At 60.2% G+C, this 15,222-nt stretch carries 11 protein-coding genes; 6 read left to right on the plus strand and 5 right to left on the minus strand.

Annotated features, from left to right (window positions below):
* Window positions 1-41 precede the first annotated feature (41 nt).
* The 3 genes from AC5ZG1_RS37075 to AC5ZG1_RS37085 form a co-directional block, all read right to left on the minus strand.
* Entirely contained in the window at window positions 42-3,401 is a 3,360-nt protein-coding gene (locus AC5ZG1_RS37075) for an AAA family ATPase (protein ID WP_496135846.1), read from the minus strand.
* Window positions 3,402-3,727: 326 nt separating this feature from the next.
* Entirely contained in the window at window positions 3,728-4,057 is a 330-nt protein-coding gene (locus AC5ZG1_RS37080) for a hypothetical protein (RefSeq protein ID WP_496135847.1), read from the minus strand.
* Between the two features lie 317 nt (window positions 4,058-4,374).
* Window positions 4,375-5,769, minus strand: a complete 1,395-nt coding sequence (locus AC5ZG1_RS37085) for an aminotransferase-like domain-containing protein (protein WP_130226553.1) — start codon at window positions 5,767-5,769, stop codon at window positions 4,375-4,377.
* Window positions 5,770-6,041: 272 nt separating this feature from the next.
* Between AC5ZG1_RS37085 and AC5ZG1_RS37090 the strand changes: the two genes are divergently transcribed.
* The 4 genes from AC5ZG1_RS37090 to AC5ZG1_RS37105 all read left to right on the plus strand — a co-directional run bounded on the left by AC5ZG1_RS37090 (window position 6,042) and on the right by AC5ZG1_RS37105 (window position 10,818).
* Window positions 6,042-7,346 carry a hydroxymethylglutaryl-CoA reductase, degradative gene (locus tag AC5ZG1_RS37090; RefSeq protein WP_496135864.1) on the plus strand — a complete coding sequence of 435 codons (1,305 nt, stop codon included), beginning with the start codon at window positions 6,042-6,044 and terminating at the stop codon, window positions 7,344-7,346.
* 143 nt (window positions 7,347-7,489) lie between these two features.
* A complete protein-coding gene (locus tag AC5ZG1_RS37095) occupies window positions 7,490-8,728 on the plus strand; it encodes a CaiB/BaiF CoA transferase family protein (RefSeq protein WP_496135848.1) in 1,239 nt (412 codons plus the stop codon).
* The gene (locus tag AC5ZG1_RS37100) at window positions 8,728-9,486 is read left to right on the plus strand and encodes an enoyl-CoA hydratase/isomerase family protein (RefSeq protein ID WP_496135849.1); all 759 of its coding nucleotides are present in this window, start codon (window positions 8,728-8,730) and stop codon (window positions 9,484-9,486) included. The genes AC5ZG1_RS37095 and AC5ZG1_RS37100 overlap by 1 nt, the downstream gene beginning before the upstream one ends.
* 99 nt (window positions 9,487-9,585) lie before the next feature.
* Window positions 9,586-10,818: an ABC transporter substrate-binding protein gene (locus AC5ZG1_RS37105; protein ID WP_496135850.1), complete on the plus strand. Its 1,233-nt coding sequence runs from the start codon at window positions 9,586-9,588 to the stop codon at window positions 10,816-10,818.
* On the opposite strand, the gene AC5ZG1_RS37110 is transcribed toward AC5ZG1_RS37105, so the two are convergent.
* Window positions 10,788-11,045, minus strand: coding sequence for a hypothetical protein (locus AC5ZG1_RS37110; protein WP_496135851.1), 258 nt, complete (start codon window positions 11,043-11,045; stop codon window positions 10,788-10,790). The two genes, AC5ZG1_RS37105 and AC5ZG1_RS37110, sit on opposite strands and share 31 nt — an antisense overlap.
* On the opposite strand from AC5ZG1_RS37110, the gene AC5ZG1_RS37115 reads away from it, so the two are divergent.
* On the plus strand, window positions 11,033-11,161 hold the full coding sequence (locus AC5ZG1_RS37115; RefSeq protein WP_456643839.1) for a hypothetical protein: 129 nt from the start codon (window positions 11,033-11,035) through the stop codon (window positions 11,159-11,161). The genes AC5ZG1_RS37110 and AC5ZG1_RS37115 overlap by 13 nt on opposite strands.
* Before the next feature lie 122 nt (window positions 11,162-11,283).
* Window positions 11,284-11,640, plus strand: coding sequence for an Mth938-like domain-containing protein (locus tag AC5ZG1_RS37120; protein WP_496135852.1), 357 nt, complete (start codon window positions 11,284-11,286; stop codon window positions 11,638-11,640).
* Window positions 11,641-12,078: 438 nt separating this feature from the next.
* Here the strand turns inward: AC5ZG1_RS37120 and AC5ZG1_RS37125 are convergent, their stop codons facing one another.
* Window positions 12,079-14,970 carry an ATP-binding protein gene (locus AC5ZG1_RS37125; protein WP_496135853.1) on the minus strand — a complete coding sequence of 964 codons (2,892 nt, stop codon included), beginning with the start codon at window positions 14,968-14,970 and terminating at the stop codon, window positions 12,079-12,081.
* Window positions 14,971-15,222 lie beyond the last annotated feature (252 nt).

The following is a 15,222-nucleotide window of genomic DNA, read 5'->3' on the forward strand; positions in this document are numbered from 1 at the left end:
ACTTTCAGAGCCAGGCCACGATATCTGCAGTTCGAGCAGAATTACCGCAGTCGGTCGAGCAATGCCTTTGCTTGCCTGAGATCCTGCGTATCAAGGCCCTCGGTGAACCAGGCGTAGATGGGCGCGAGCAGCTCGAGCGCTTTCTCGCGCCTGCCCTGATCGGTCCACAAGGCGGCAAGGTCTACGGCAACTCGAAGTTCGAGGGCCTTGGCGTGCTGGCTCCTTGCAATTGTCAGTGCGTGATCGAGCATTGATTGCGCCTCGGTACCTGCTTCCGGCACGCCATGGAAGAGCAACACGCGCGCTTTCAGTCGATACAGTTCGGCCTCAAATATCCGTTCGCTGTTACGGCTGGTTGTCGCGAGACCCTGTTCGATAAGCTCCAGCGCAGCTTCGCGTTGATGGCTCGACAACAAGGCCGGACACAGCAGCACGTATAGTGCTGTGATGCCGAGCTGATAGCCCGCGCTGCGATGTTCTTTCATCGCAGTCTGGATTTCCGCGAGCGCGGCGGACGAAGGATCAAGAAAAGTGGCGCTTATCCCGCGGACGGCGCGCGCCAATCCTCGCCATTGCCGGAATCCATGTTCCTCCGACAAGGCGAGACACCGTTCGGCATAGCGCTGTGCAGTCAGGAACTCGCCCCGAAGAGCGTGGAGAATGGACGCATAATAACATCCATAGGCCTGCGAATGGGGATGATTGATGGCGTCGGCACGCTGAATGGCTGCATTCAGGCGTGCGAGTGCCGTATCGGCGCGGCCCAGCAGCCAGAGTGCCCATGACATCAGAGCAAGGTCGGCCACGCCCGCATCCTGGCCGGCGGCGCGTGCCGCCAATCTGTCCTGCTCGCTGCTCGTCTCGAAGGCTTCAAAGGCCCGTTCGATCACGTCGTGAGCGCCCGTGAGATGTCCCATGAACAGACGAATCATCCCTTGCCCGCGCATCGCGTTGAGCAATGTCGGTCGATCGCCGCGCGCCTCCGCGAGATCGAGCAGCGCCGAGATCATTTCCTCGGCGGCCGGCAACTCACCACGCATAACGCTCGCGGTGGTCAACCAAAACATGATTTGTAGTTCCTCGGGGGGATCTCCGAGGCGCTGGCACAACTCGCGCGCACGGGCGAAGGTCGCCACCGCATGTGGCGAAGTCGGCCCTTCGGTGGCGATCAGGCATGGTCCCAGCGCGAATTGGAAATCAAGCTCCCGCCTGTCCTTCGGTGCGCCGTCGGCGGAATGGGCCAAGACCTCGATGCCTTTGCGCAAGTGCGCGATGGCTTCGAGGTTGGCGGAGCGCATGGCCGCCTTCTTGCCTGCCTGGAGCCAGTATTCTCCTGCCTTTTCGAACAGTCCCGCCTCCGTAAGGTGGAGTGCGAGCGTCTCGGGTTGAGTCTCCACGATTTCCGGGAACCGTTGCTCGAAGACGTCTGCGATGGTGGCATGTAGTGCCGCGCGTCGGCTCTTCAGAAGTCCCGCTTCGGCAGCGTCCCGCACCAGCGCATGCTTGAAGCTGTAGACCGCGCGAGGTATCTCGCCTCGGCAGAATATCAACTCCGCCCGAACCAACTGGGCAAGCGCCTCCTCGAGCCTCTGCCTTGGCAACCCGGTAACGGCCCTCAGCAGTTCGTAAGAGAACTCGCGCCCCAAAACTGCTCCGATCTGAGCCACGTCCTTCACCGGGGCCAATCGATCGAGTCTGGCCATCAGCGATGCGTTCAATGTCGTTGGAATCGCCATCGAGGGTAGCGGACGGCTGAGCATGTAATGGTCGTCCCGCTCCTGCAACAGCCCGGTTTCGAGCACGGCCTTGGTCAGTTCCTCGACGAACAGGGGCACGCCATCGGTCCGGGAGAGGATTTGGTCCATGACCTCCTCCGGGAGCGTCTTGCCGGCGGTGATGCGCTCGACCAATACCGCCCCGTTGCGTCGGTTCAGCCGTGTGAGCGAGACCGTCGTCACATGCGCATGACCAGGCCAGGGCGGCGTGAACTCCGGTCTGGCGGTGATCAGCAGCAGCACGCGAAGCCGCGGCATCCTTTCCAGTGTAACCGCAAGCAACTCGAGCGAAGTCGGGTCCGCCCAATGGGCATCCTCAAAGAGGACAAACACTGGCTGCCGCGCCGCCAATGCGTCGAGCTGAGCCAGGAGCGCCGCCAGCGTCATCTCCTTGCGCTTCTGCGGGCTCAGCTCGGGCAGGCGGTAGCGGCCGCTGAGCGGCAGCGACAGCAGGTTGGCCAGAGCCGGCACCACACGGTCTGCGTCTGCGCCAGAGCGCAAGAGCAGAGCTTCAAGCTTGGCAAACTTCTCCGTCGGCGTCTCGCCTCGCTCGAACCGGGCAGCACGTTCGAGGTTGGTGATGAATGGATACAGCGCACTGTTGGCGTGGTGCGCCGAGCAGAAATGGCGCACGGTAATGTGTGGTTCGGTCCGGAGCCGCTCTTGAAGCGCCAGCGCGATGTGCGACTTACCGATACCCGGCTCTCCAGTTAGAACCACCACGCAGCCTTCGCCTGACGCGGCGTGCTGCCAGCGCCGCAACAGCAGCTCAATCTCCTCGTCACGCCCGATGAGTGGCGTCAATCGAGTCTTGCGCTGCGCCTCGAAGCGGCTTTGCACTCGGCTTATCCCGAGCACCTGCCAGGCAGGTACTGGCTCCGCCCATCCCTTGAGCGCGATCGAGCCGAGATCGCGATATTCGAAATATCCGGCGGTGAGCTGGTGCGTACTCTCGGAAATCAGCACCGTACCGGGTTCGGCGAACTGCTGCAGGCGAGCAGCCAGGTTCGGTGTCTCACCAATGACCGCCTGCTCTTTGGCGGCACCTTCGCCGGTCAGATCGCCCACGACGACCATGCCGGTGGCGATGCCAACGCGGACCTGCAGCTTGGTGCCGATGTCTGTCTGCAGGTTGGCCACGGCATCGACCAGCGCCAGCCCCGCGCGTGTCGCCTGTTCGGCATCGTCCTCGTGCGCCTGGGGATAGCCGAAATAGGCCAGCACGCCATCCCCCATGTACCGCGCGATGACGCCCTCATTCCGGGTGATCACCTCCGCGATGCAGTCGTGATAGGCGCTGATGACCGAGCGCAAGTCCTCCGGATCCAGTCGGGCCGAAAGTGCCGACGAATCCACCAGATCGCAAAACATGACCGTGAGTTGACGCCGCTCGGCGCTGTCCCGCGGCGCCGGTTTGACGCCCGTTCGGGCCGTTACAGGGACTTCATTCTTGAGTTCTGCAATCGCGCGCAGAATTTTGCGCCGGTGGCCCAGCAGGACGCCGAGATCCTTGAGGTCCTGCTCCGTGAGATCGCTGACGACCGAGAGGTCGATCGCGTTCTCGGCGAAACGCTGGGCGTACTCTCCCAAGCCGATCGATGCTAGCCACTCTGCAATACCCGTCATGGCATACCTATGGCCTCTGCTATGAGAATAGCACATCGGAGAGGGCTGCGAAGGCACATCTGTCGACGGAAGCCCCGATCGCCGGACTTCTCGGCCAGTTTAACGCAGTGGCCTGGGCGAATGGTGGACCTGCAAAGCGATGTCTGTGAGGGCAACAGGCGAGATTGAGGTCGCCGCCGCTCCGCAACTACTTCAGGAGGCGCGGCGGCAGCACAGTGTCGCGGTGGTAGAGCGTGCCGATATGCCAGGGACACGCGATCCCGTCATAGTCCGGCGTGAAGCCGTGTCCGGACCATGGCGACTGGCGGCGCAGCTGTCCGCACGGATCACCTTCGCCGAGGCGGCAAGCCTCGATGCCAGATTGTCCTATTGTCGAACTGAATGAGCATGCCATCCGGAGAATAGACCGCGCCTTCGTTGAAGGCATCAATCCAGATCCGGCTCGCCGGCGAAAACAAGTCTGGCCATGCGCGTGCAGGCACGCCTGACTCGGTCAGAAGATTCAAGTCATATCCGTTCTGCGTGACATGGGCAGGCAGACTTCCCCGACACTTGTCGACGCACGTATAGATGCCGGTCAGATTAATCGATTGAGCCGATGCGCTGGGAGCCGCGAGCGCGGCCAGCACGCCGATGACCAACGATAGATGTTTCACAGGACTCTCCCTTCGAATGGTCGGGCGGACGTAGAAGGGGCGCCGTCCTGTTGGGAAATTGCGCGAAGGGCCCCGCACGCGCTATGCACTTTCGGCAGGTTGATTAGGTATGCGCGGTTGACCTGCGCAGCAGCGACCTCGGCCGGGCTTAAACTCACGTCACCTGACTGGCCGAATCTGCATAGTCAGAGGGGGCCGGGTTAGGCTGCATTTCAAAAGGCGCGGCGTTTGCTGGGAAGACACGAGCCCGCGGTGGGAGCGTCGTGTCGAAGGCGGCCATGAATTCCACTCCGCCGTCGTGCTCGTGCTTTTCACGCCTATCGCATTCGGCGCAACAAAAACTCGTAGAATTTCGGATTGTCGGCTCGCGAAACATTGATCCTTATCGCTTTGGCCAGAGAGCTATTTTTATCCAGGCAGAATAAACTTCCAGGCGCGATAAAGATGCTTTCCTTTGCTCCCTCGCGCGCAAGCTTCATGTCGTCCACGCCTTCTGGAAGCAAGAGATAAAGATAATATCCCGTCTTGGTCCCAGAATAGATCTGGTGGCCCGCTCGCAATAGATCGGCTTCGACCCGGCTCAAAGCAGCTTCGGTCCGCTGCCCCAGTCGCTTCAAGTGTCTGTCGTAGTGGCCATCCGCGAGCAATCGATGGAGCAGGCGTTCGACATGCCCCGAGCTGTTTACAGTGGTGAGCATCTTGAGTTCTGCAAGCGTCGCGATGCGGTCGCTGCGGGCCGCGATGAAGCCGGATCGCAGGCTGGCCGACAGAGTCTTCGAAAATGTTCCAATCGATATGACGTTGTTCAGCTGGTCCAGCGTGGCCAATCTGTTATTGGCAGTCGTCGGAAGGTCGACGAACGGATCGTCTTCGACGATAACGAGGTTGGATCGCGTCGCCGTCTTGAGGATGGCGTGCGCAACAGGAAGAGTTATTGAACCTCCGGTTGGATTATGACCGAGCGACTGCGTGAAGAACAACTTCGGGCGCTCCGTTTGTATCTTGGCTGCGAGGTCGTCGACGTCGGGGCCATCAGGCATGCGTCGAACGCCCACGATCCGAGCCTGCGCGAGGGTGAGCTTTGCAAACAGGGGATAGTAGCCTGGTTCGTCGACCAGAACGGTGTCACCAGGAGACAACATCGCTCGGATGATCAAATCGAGCGCATGGTTGGCTCCGAACGTGAGCAGGAGGCTGTCCTCCTTGATCGCAATCTGCTGCGCCCTTAGCCGCAAGGCGATCTGCTGCCTGAGCGGCAAGAAACCAAGCGCGGACCCGTAAGCGTCGGCGTCGGCCGGCAGCATCCGTCCATTACTGCTTAGGTATCTCTTGATCTCCGAGTGCTCTGTCCACGATGCAGGTGGTCTTCCATCTCCAACGCGTATTTCGAAGTTCTGAGAGAGTTGCGCGTTCAGCAGCGAGGCGATGTCGACTGCTTCCGTGACGTGCCTTGGCCTTCCCTCAGCACCTCCGCGAAATGTAATGACGAAACCAGATCCCGCCTTTGCAGTAACCAGGTTGTCCAGCACCAGTCGGTCATACGCTTCGACAATGGTGTTTTTGGAAACGCCAAATTCTGCGGCGGCTTTTCTGATCGAAGGCAGACGGCTGCCTTCTGGCAAAGCACCGGAAAGTATCTGCACGCGCAATCGATTGGCTAACCCGCTGGCGAGCGTCGCTCCGCGTTCGCGGTCATAATGTGCAGGCGCCACGCGATGCCTCCTGGCGGGTACGGTGCCGGACAATTCTTTAAAAGTGTACCTCGACTTTTACAGTAACAAGATGAGCTCTAATGGTTCAATGGCAAGCTCGCACAGCAGGAGCCGCTTCCAATCCAGATAAGCGGGTGTGCATATGGCAGCGATCCTCGGTTTTCTCGGAAGGGTACAGTTACGGACAATATTTTGAAATTGTCCCTTTTGATCGCAGTGCGATGGTGCCTAACGTCGCGGCAATCGAAAAACTCTCGACGGGAGGCGCGGCGATGGCCGGAGTGGAAGAACAGCCCAGAAATATCAACTCGCGTTTGGAAAACCTGCGCAACCTTGCGCCCGCCGAGAGGATGGGGCGCGTTGCCAAAGCGACATCGCTGGGTGACGCAGAGAGAGCCGCCTTCAACGCCGGCGCACTGCCGATCGCGCTCGCCAATGGCATGATCGAGAACGTCATTGGTACGTTCGAATTGCCGATCGGCATCGCCACCAATTTCACCGTGAACGGTCGTGACTATCTCGTTCCGATGGCGATCGAAGAGCCTTCGGTGGTCGCAGCGGCGTCGTATATGGCGCGGATAGTCCGCAAATGCGGTGGCTTCCAGACGTCGAGTTCTGCGCCAATGATGCGGGCGCAGGTGCAGGTGCTGGGTGTGACCGATGTGTACGGCGCTCGCGCAAGGGTGTTGAAGGAGCGCACAGCGATCATCGCTGCGGCTAATAGCAGAGACAAGGTTCTGATTTCGCTTGGGGGCGGATGTCGCGACATTGAAGTTCATGTCTTTGAGCACACCCCAGTGGGACCGATGCTCGCCGTACATCTCATCGTCGATGTTCGCGACGCGATGGGAGCCAACACGGTCAATACGATGGCGGAGACGGTTGCTCCGATCATCGAAAAGATCACGGGCGGCACGGTCCGCCTCCGTATTCTTTCGAACTACGCGGATCTGCGCATCGCCCGAGCCATGGTGTCCGTGACATCAGATGCGCTGCAGACCGACGAGTACAGCGGCGAACATGTTGCTCAAGGCATCGTCGAGGCTTGTGCGTTCGCGATCGTCGATCCCTACCGGGCAGCAACACACAACAAAGGCATCATGAACGGCATCGATCCGGTTGTTGTGGCCACCGGCAATGACTGGCGGGCGATCGAGGCCGGTGCCCATGTCTGGGCAGCCCGGTCCGGCCGCTATACGTCGCTTTCCAACTGGGAGCTTGACGGCAATGGCAATCTCGTCGGCACGCTCGAAATGCCGATGGCGCTCGGCCTGGTGGGCGGCGCCACCAAGACCCATCCTGCCGCTCGGGCCGCGTTAAAGATACTGGGCGTTCAGAGTGCTCAGGAGCTGGCGGAGGTCACCGTCGCCGTCGGGCTGGCTCAGAACATGGGGGCCCTTCGAGCGCTCGCGACTGAAGGAATCCAGAAGGGGCACATGGCGCTTCACGCCAGAAACATCGCGATCGTTGCCGGAGCTGCCGGCGATGAGATCGAGAAGGTCGCCGCCGCGCTTGCAGCCGATCACGATGTTCGTGTCGACCGCGCCAAGGACGTTCTCGAGAAGCTGCGTTCGTAAAACGTTAAAACCATGCACGCCACTTTGTGCAGGCATTATGCCGCCTCGACGAGCGGGCATGAAAATGTACCTTCGGTGCTCACGCTCTTGAACGAAAAGCACTCGCCATGTCGGCGGGAATTCGTAAGGGATGGGAGGATAACGTGAACAAGGAAGAAAAGATTGGTGGAGCCGAGGAGCGCAGCGGCCCTCTCAAGAATGTAATGGTTCTCGATATAACGCGTGTCGTTGCGGGTCCATTCTGCTCGATGTTGTTCGCTGACCTGGGTGCCACCGTGATCAAGGTAGAGCACCCCGGCGAGCCGGACTATGCGCGGACATTCCCACCGTTCGTTGGCGCGGACGATGAGCAGCTCAGCGCATTCTTCACGCAATTCAACCGCAACAAGCTGGGAATCACGCTCAATCTCAAATCCGATGACGGCAAGGCATTGCTGAAGAAGCTGGTCCGCAAGGCCGACATCCTTGTCGAGAACTTCCGTCCTGGCACGATGGACAAGCTTGGCCTCGGTTATGACGTCCTGCGGGAGGTCAATCCCAAGCTCATTTACACCGCTATCAGCGGTTTCGGCCGCACAGGCCCCAACTCGTCCAAGCCTGCTTATGACAACACAGGTCAAGCGGCAGGGGGACTGTGGTCCATGAATGGCTACGCCGACATGCCCCCGGTCCGCGTCGGCACGATCATCGGAGATCTCGCCGCCTCGCTCTATGCCGCCATTGGAACGTTGGCGGCGCTGCGCGAGGCCGAGACAACCGGCGTCGGCCAGGTTGTCGATGTCTCTCAGCAGGATTCCGTCCTAACATTGACCGAGAATGCAGTGGTCCGATACACGGCCCAGAAAGAAGTCGCCTCGCCACTGGGCAACGATCATCCATTTGTCCGACCCTATGGCCAATTTGCCTGTAAGGACGGCTACGTCTTCTTCGGTGGCTATACCGACAAGTTCTGGGCGATCACCTGTACCCTGTTCGGCGAACCGGAGCAGGCCACCGATCCGGAAATCGATACGATGGAGAAGCGGTTCGATCGGGTCGTGGCAGAAACCAAAGTCAAGCCGCTGCTGGAGCGTTGGTTCAGTCGCTACACCAAGGCCGAGCTCGAGGCGATGGCGGGCGACAAGATCCCGCTCAGCGCGATCAAGACCATCGCCGAAGTTGTCGAAGATCCGCATATCGCGGCTCGCAACATGATCGTCAACGTCCCGATCGCGGGGAAGCTGATCGGGATGTTCGGTCTCCCGATAAAGCTGTCCGGGACGAAACAGACATCATTCGAGAAAGCGCCGCTGCCTGGCGAACACAACGCGGACGTTCTCTCCCGGTTGGCGGATGTAACGCCTGCCGAGCTGGAGCGTCTCAGGGCGTCGGGAGCGGTCTGATGTCGATCGATTTTATCAAGGACGGAAGCGTTGCGACGGTCCGAATCAACCGGCCCGACAAGCTGAACGCGCTGACCCTGGCCATGTATGATGATCTCGGGCGCGCATTCTTCGAAATCAAAGCTGATGACGAGGTTCGGTCAGTCGTGCTGACGGGGGCAGGCGACCGGGCATTTTGCGTCGGCGCCGATCTCACGGAGTCCATTCCGGCACTTGCCGCCGACAAATTTGACATCTCGGCCTGGGATCCGGCCCACATCAAATTTCCCGGCTTCTACAAACCGGTCGTCAGCGCTGTTCGTGGCCTCTGCATGGGCGGCGGCTTCGAGATCATGCTGGCGACGGACATTCGCGTCGCCGCGCGTGGTGCGGTCTTTCAGTTGCCCGAGCCGAAGCACGGCTTCGTGCCGGCCGGCGGCACGCTCGTGCGTCTGGTCAGGCAGATTGGCTACGCGCATGCCATGGAGATCATGCTGACTGCCGAGCGCTTTTCCGCAGACGACATGCTCGCCAAAGGCGTCGTTAACCGCGTCGTCGATGCGGATCAGGTCGAACCGCTCGCCTACGAGCTTGCTGCGAAAATCGCCGCGCTGAGCCCGACCGCGATCCAGACGATCAAGGAAGCCGCACTGACGCTTCAGGATGTTCCGTTTGCGGAAGCATTTCGCCTTGAGGCTGCGCTCGGTCAGCGCACTTTCACGAGCGAGGAGGCCAAGCGGGGTCTGGCCGCGTTCGCGAACAGAGGAACCGAGAGGTGATGATGCAACCGGTCGTCTCGGAAGACCGTGGGGCAGCAACAAGAAGATTTCATTGAGATAGGCGCGTTGAGCCAATCGATATCTTGAAAGGTCGAGGAAATGAGACAATCCGAATTCGGTTTGCGTTGCTTTGCGACAGCGGTTGCCGGCCTATTGCTTTCCACAGCCTGCGCCGCTGCGCAAAACGAAAAGATTTCGGATGGCGTTGTCCGCATCGGGCTCATTGAGGATATGTCGGGCGTCTACGCCGATATTACTGGCAAGGGAGCGGTCACTGCCGCGCAGATGGCGGTTGAGGATTTCGGCGGCAAGGTGCTTGGCCTGCCTGTCGAAGTCGTGTCCGCAGATCATCAGAACAAGCCTGACATCGGCGCCACCATAGCACGCAAATGGTTCGACACGGATAAGGTAGATGCAATCCTCGACGTTGCATCCTCGTCGCCTGCCTTGGCCGTCCTTGAGATCGCTAAAGAGAAGAAAAGGATCATTACGCTCAGCTCCCCGGGGTCAACCAGAATCACCAATGAAGTCTGCGGACCCTACGTGGTTCATTGGGCCTATGACACGTTCGCGATCGCCAACAGTACGGGAAAGGCGCTCGTCAGTCAGGGATTCGATACTTGGTATTTCGTGACGGCCGACTATGCGTTTGGCCAGGGCCTCGCAAAGGATACGGGCGACGTCGTCACGAATCTGGGTGGGCGTGTTGTGGGGAGCACAAAACATCCGGTTGGAACGGCCGATTTCGCGTCTGTCTTGCTCGCGGCGCAGGGGACGAAAGCGAAGGTCGTCGCGCTTGCCAACGCGGGCGGCGACACCATCAATTCGATCAAGCAGGCGGCGGAGTTTGGTTTGACTGCAGGCGGCCAGAAGCTCGCGGCACTGGCTGGTTTCATTAATGACGTTCACGGGCTCGGATTAAAGGAAGCGCAGGGGCTGACGATTACCGAAGCGTCGTATTGGGACATGAACGACGAGACGCGGAAGTGGGCGCAACGCTTTTACGCGACGATGAACGCCATGCCAAATATGCTTCAAACCGGCACGTATTCATCGGTCCTGCACTATCTGAAAGCTGTTCAGGCCGCGGGCACGGATCGAACCGACGACGTGATGCAAAAAATGCGCGAGTTGCCGGTCAATGACGTCTTCTACAAGAATGGAAAAATTCGAGAAGATGGCCGAATGGTTCATGACATGTATCTGTTCGAGGTAAAGAAGCCTCAAGAGTCCAAGGGGCCGTGGGACTACTATAAATTGCTTGCCACAATACCTGCCGATCAGGCATTTCAACCATTGGCTCAGTCGAGATGTCCGTTGATCAAGAAGTAGGGGTGGGCGCCGCTGGAAGATGACCGTTCCTGCTGCGGTCCAAACCCACACATTGCTTTCGGAATAAGGCCGACAGCAGTGCGCCTCTCATCGGCGTCGAAGGCTCGGTGCCGTTCGCCGGAAACGGGTCGTTCGATTATCTCGGCGATGTCGCCTTGCTGTTCGGCAGGCAGGAGCAGGTCGTGACGGCGACGGGGGGTGGCCATCGCCAGCGATGCGGCGCTCATCGAGGCGGGCCTCGGCGCTCGGCGCCAACACCTCGCCCTCGATCTTCTATGCCGGCCAGCTTGCCGAGACCGACACCAACAACATGCTCAAGGGACGCTTCACGCTGAGGGTCTGAGAGACCGATCTGGACCCGCGTGCAACATCGCAAGTACCCACGCACTGCTTGATACAATCAGGTAGAATAAGGCTCGTCTGCCGAGTCGGGGCCTCGTGTCGAGATCATGAGGAGGTCAGTCCATGAAGATCGAACGCACTACATTCGGCACCATCACGATTGACGGAGAGACTTATGAACACGACGTGATCATTCGTCTGTCCGGCGAAGTGGCAAGGCGGAAGAAGAAGCTGTCGAAGAAGTACTACGGCACCTCGCATGTCCTCTCGAAGGACGAAGCGAAATTCGTCTTCGAGAAGGGATGTGAGCAGCTCATTCTGGGCTCGGGCCAGTTCGGCAATGTGCATCTATCGCCGGAAGCTGAGGCGTATTTTGCGAGAAAGGGCTGCACGGTCCTGCTGCAGCCGACGCCCAAGGCGATTTACACGTTCAACAGCTCGCATGCGAAGAAGATCGGCCTTTTTCACGTGACCTGCTGAATCGCGCCAGGCCGCCGACCGCGCTGGGGATGAGCATAAGTCCGAGAGCGCATCGATTCACCCTCGTACGTGCCGACCGGCGGCGGAAACGACCATCGCCTGGGTCCGCAGGTCCTGATCAATGTCCGCACTGACGTGAGCAGAGCCGACCCCGAGAGTCGGCTTGCGGTCAAAGCGCGACTTGGCGTGGAGGACGGCTCCTGGCGTGAACCAGACATCTGGTCGGACCCGCGAGTCTGAGAAGGGCCAATTGCAGACATGGCGACGGGGTTGTCGAGGTCAATCGGATACTTGCAATGCCCAGCCCTCCAACTGCGCACGGCCTTCGTCGGCGCGTCGAGCGGCCCAGGAACGGGGACGCCTTCGCCAGCTTCTCCTTAAACATTGATTGCGCATAGAAACCGGACGAGAGGGCCTGCGCCCGCCTAGAGGCAGATTTCAGTGGTCTCTCCGGCGGGTCGTCTGCCTTTTGGCCACCGGCTCTCTTTCAAGACCGGTGAGGAGGTCGGCGGCAACTACGAGGTCGCGTGTTGCGAACCCCTCGCGGAACGCGTCATAAACACCGCGGAGCATCTTGCGCGCCTCCCCAATCCGAGCCTGATCCCGCAGATGGGTGGCAAGATCAACTGCCGCGCGCAGCTGCCAGGACAACGCGCCGATTTTGCCGGCGAACCTGATAGCTTCGAGGAGCAGCGCCTCTGCATCGCAGCTTCGACCCTTGGCAATATGGATGGCGGCCTGGACACGCTTAATCTCTGGGAGGCACCATCCTTCGCTCATTGCGTGTGCAAAATCGAGCGCTGACTCGATTGTCGCTTCGGCCTCACCAAGCCGTCCGCGATGAAGGAGCGCGTCTGCAAGGACACTTTGGTAGTACGGCAACCGAGCAAGGTAATTGGCATTTTTAAACCCCTCGATGGCACGTTCGAGGCCATCAATTGCACCGTCTGAAGGTCCGCTTTGCGAATAGGCCAGCGCTGCACGATAGAAGTCCGCAATCGGACGGCGGGTGGTCAGGCCCTGCCGCGCGACATGTTCCGAGAGCAAATCAATGGTTTTGCCGCACTGCTCGTAGAGCCCACTCCAATAGAAGACGGGACACGCATAGGTGAGAGCGTTATTAAGCGATAGGTGATGGTGCGCGGGGCGCGCGCGCTCGTACGCGACTATCGCCGTTCGCGCGGCAGCATCCGGGGAACCAGTTAACCACTGCACCTGCGACAGGGCGCATTCCAGAAGAACGACGATATCCGCCAAGTACCGCACACTATAGGAGCCGTTAAAATATCGCACATCGCGCTGCTGAAGGGCTTGGAGTCGTCGCAGAGCGTCCGGCAGACGGCCGAGAAATAGCTCGGCTATGCCCAAATGCACTTCCCCCTCCGGAAGAATGGAGGGATCATCTGCACTGGCAACCGAGGCGAAGGTCTCGATCGTGCGCATCCCAGCGCCGTATTGGGCCGTGAAAAGCTCAAACGCTGCGATCAGCATCAGGCTTCGATGGCGATAGTCGGTATCCCCAATGTCGTTGGCGATCTCCCATGCCCGTCGCAATGCTTCCAGCGCCTCTGGTTTGAGGCCTCTGGTGATCATGGTCGAGGCACCAAGCCACAGTTTGAACTTCATCTCGAAGGCCGTGCCCAGAAGTCCCTCCGACTCGAGCTCGTCGACCGCACGTGCCACATGGCCGTGGCATTCTTCGATGAGCGAGAAGTGATTCCAGAGAAGGAGCCCGGCGGCAGTCAGGCGTATCCTCAGCGCTCGGTTCGACGCGTCCCGAACACTCCATGCGAGTGCAGCACGCAGGTCGTCGACGACGTAGCCATAGGCGGCAGCCCATTCGCGAGCTGGGCGCAGCGACCACTCACTGCCAGCCAGCTCGAGCACCGCGCAAATATGCTCGGCATGGCGTCGGCGTACCGCCTGGTCCTCTTGGGTGGCACGAAGGCGCTCAACGCAATAGCCGCGAGTGGTCTCCAACAAACGGTAGCTGACAACTTGCCCGCTTGCGTCCATCGCCAGTAGAGACTTCGCGACCAGCTGCGCTAGTAGATCCACAAGCTCGGGAGGGCTGCGCCCAGATACGGCCGCCGCCCCCTCGACGTTGAAAGCGCCAGCAAACACAGAGATGGCCCGCAGCACGGCGGCCTCGCCCGGCGACAGAAGGCTGTAACTCCAGTCGAGCGTTGCGAGGAGGGATTGCTGCCTCGCGGGGGCTCCCGGAGGCCCGAACGTGAGCAGCCGGAGACTGTCATCGAGCATCTGCAGGATTCGCTCCGGAGCGAACGCCGACGTCTGGGTCGCAGCAAGCTCAATCGCGAGTGCGTTGCCGTCGAGGCGCCGACAGATCTCTACCACGGCCGGCGCATCGGAATCGGTGAGCGTGTATCCGGCGCGTTCTGATGCCCGCGTCGCGAACAGATCGATTGCAGGGTAAGTACGCGCCTCGTCGACTGTGGGTCGGTCGCGGGGATCGCATTTCAACCCACGGAGGCGATGCACAAGCTCATCGCGTATCCGCAGCGGCTCACGGCTTGTGACGAGGATTTGCACGTGTTCAAGGTGCTTTGCGAGCCGGTCCACGGTGGCCGCCACGTCCGGAAGCATATGCTCGCAATTGTCGAACACGAGCAACTTTTGTTGCGTCCTCAAGGCGTTAACAACAGCGGCCAATGGATCTCCGCCGGTCAGGCCGATGCCAAGGCCGGCCGTAATCACCGCGGGAATGAATTGCGCGTCGCCTATGGTGCCGAGGTCGATGAACGCGGCACCATCGGCCAACGTTCGCGCCAGTGCATGTGCTGCTGTGACGGCCAGCGTCGTCTTGCCGATGCCGCCCGCCCCTACGATCGAGACCACTCGCGACGCCTCCAAGTCGCGCAGAACTGCCTCGATCTCGTCGGCCCGCCCCAAAATCCGCGTCATTTCGCTAGGCAAATTGAGACCCGGCGCGGCCGTCGGCGCAGGTAGCAGCACTTGGGTTGTTGGACCGCTCGCTTGGACGGCCCCCACGAAACGATAGCCGCGTCGCGTAACGGTGGCGATATACTCAGCCGCAACCGCGCCCTCTCCGAGTGCACGCCGCAAGGCCGCCATGTTCACCTTGAGGTTGCTCTCGTCGACCGTGAGGTCCGGCCAAGCGCGTGCGATCAGCTCCCCCTTGCTCACCAACTCGCCTGGGCGCTCAATAAGTGCGGTCAAGAGGTCGAGTGCGCGACCGCCAATGCGAACTGGCTGCTCATCCTTGAGCAGCAGCTGCCGCTCCGGAAATAGTACGAACGGCCCAAACGCGAAGGAGCGCGCGGCCCCCTCCAATGAATCGTCCTTCATAGTTTGCCTCTGCAAAGACAAGAAGGGCACTTTGGCAAGCCGGCAACCTCCCGTGCATGGCCTCGCGGTGGGGCGCATTTGGGGTTTCAGAAGAGAGAAGCCGGCAGCCGATGCCAACTCTATTTTACTTTTTTTACCGGGAGGGCGTTCGGGAGCCAAGCGGAATGGTCCGATGGAAACGTGAAATTCTCTCGACGCCGTCCTCTTTGCAGTGTCTCCGCGGTAGCCCGCATTCATCACTGGCCCTGAAAT

The organism is Bradyrhizobium sp. Leo78 (genome assembly GCF_059512425.1).

Bases quoted from the DNA above. Each gene is read 5' to 3' on its own strand.
- AC5ZG1_RS37105 (WP_496135850.1), top strand. From the start codon at position 9,586: ATGAGACAATCCGAATTCGGTTTGCGTTGCTTTGCGACAGCGGTTGCC.
- AC5ZG1_RS37075 (WP_496135846.1), bottom strand. From the start codon at position 3,401: ATGACGGGTATTGCAGAGTGGCTAGCATCGATCGGCTTGGGAGAGTAC.
- AC5ZG1_RS37110 (WP_496135851.1), bottom strand. From the start codon at position 11,045: ATGAGCGCCGCATCGCTGGCGATGGCCACCCCCCGTCGCCGTCACGAC.
- AC5ZG1_RS37100 (WP_496135849.1), top strand. From the start codon at position 8,728: ATGTCGATCGATTTTATCAAGGACGGAAGCGTTGCGACGGTCCGAATC.
- AC5ZG1_RS37120 (WP_496135852.1), top strand. From the start codon at position 11,284: ATGAAGATCGAACGCACTACATTCGGCACCATCACGATTGACGGAGAG.
- AC5ZG1_RS37115 (WP_456643839.1), top strand. From the start codon at position 11,033: ATGCGGCGCTCATCGAGGCGGGCCTCGGCGCTCGGCGCCAACACCTCG.
- AC5ZG1_RS37090 (WP_496135864.1), top strand. From the start codon at position 6,042: ATGGCCGGAGTGGAAGAACAGCCCAGAAATATCAACTCGCGTTTGGAA.
- AC5ZG1_RS37125 (WP_496135853.1), bottom strand. From the start codon at position 14,970: ATGAAGGACGATTCATTGGAGGGGGCCGCGCGCTCCTTCGCGTTTGGG.